Annotated in this window: 2 protein-coding genes; both read right to left on the bottom strand. The window is 57.8% G+C overall.

The window, feature by feature from the left end; translation table 11 throughout:
• Window positions 1-82 precede the first annotated feature (82 nt).
• Window positions 83-640, bottom strand: a complete 558-nt coding sequence (locus tag AC0V2Y_RS28805) for a hypothetical protein (protein WP_475417972.1) — start codon at window positions 638-640, stop codon at window positions 83-85.
• The coding region (locus tag AC0V2Y_RS28800) for a hypothetical protein (protein WP_475418484.1) at window positions 637-1,089 on the bottom strand (453 nt) is incomplete at its 5' end. The genes AC0V2Y_RS28800 and AC0V2Y_RS28805, both read right to left, overlap by 4 nt.

The raw sequence follows: 1,089 nt of genomic DNA, 5'->3' as shown, positions 1-1,089 counted from the left end.
GCGCATGGCTGGCCGGTGTCCGTGCCGCTTGCCGCACCTGATCCCGCACGCCATGCTGATGGGCGGGACCAGGTGCGTGGGATTACATCAGGACATTCCCGCCGACTGAGCTTTCCGGGTCAAAGGAAAATACGCGCAATTCTGGCGGCGTGTCTTCGCCGCGCATGATGCGTACGGTGATGACGAAAGACAATTCCCAGCGGCCGCTTGCATAGCCCACGTCCAGCGTATGTTTCCATTCCTGGCGGATATGGTGCAGCGTTGGCGGTACGGTATCGCCCAGAAGTTGCTGGATTTCGAAGTCCAGTGGCAAGCTATAAGTGGCCCCTACGGCTTGCAAGAAGGGCGATGGAGGTGAATAGATGGTCGGGACTTTCGGACCGATCTGCGTCAGTTGCGGCACGCTGATGATGCAGCAATCGATGATCTGGAACGAGCTGAAGCCGCTGTCCTTGGAGCCGCAGCAAGTCACGTCGAGATAGACATGTTGTCCCTTCTGGAAGTGTACCCCGCCCATATAGGGGCCATGGCGTGGATCGGCCGTGCCGTCGCACGAGGTGAAGCTGTAGTCGAGCTGGTTGGTAATCTGATCTGCATCAAAATGCACGGATAACTTCATCCAAGGGCTTACAGGCGTCATGTTTTACGATCTCTTTTCAGGTTAATAATAAACTGCTGGTAGCGAGCATCTCGTCGCAGGTTCAACAGATCGGGGGCTGACTCGATCAGATTGAGGGGATAGCCAAGCGTGCTGGCTTGTTGCAGCGCAGCCAGCGCTTCTCCGCGCATATCCGTAAGTTCATACGTCAGGGCGGCGCGAAACTGTACGTCAGCCATTTTTGGGGCGAGGCTAAGTGCGTGCCGCACGCCCAGGAGCGCGGCTTGCTTTTCTTCCGTGTAGGCCTGGTAAAGCGCCAGGCGTGAAATAACGGTGACATCGTTGGGTTTGCGCTCGACGATGGGCCGTAGCAGGGCGATGGCGCGCGCATAGGATTGTTTGGACGCTTGCATTTGCGCGGGAACCCAGCGCTGTGCATCGGCCAGATTGGCCCACAGCAAGTAGATGCCGGGACTGCCCTTGGTTTCGGA

This window comes from Janthinobacterium sp. BHSEK (assembly GCF_056174685.1).
This window is presented reverse-complemented; position numbering and strand designations above follow the sequence as displayed.

Coding starts and splice junctions, on each gene's coding strand:
- AC0V2Y_RS28805 (WP_475417972.1), bottom strand. CDS start 640: ATGACGCCTGTAAGCCCTTGGATGAAGTTATCCGTGCATTTTGATGCA.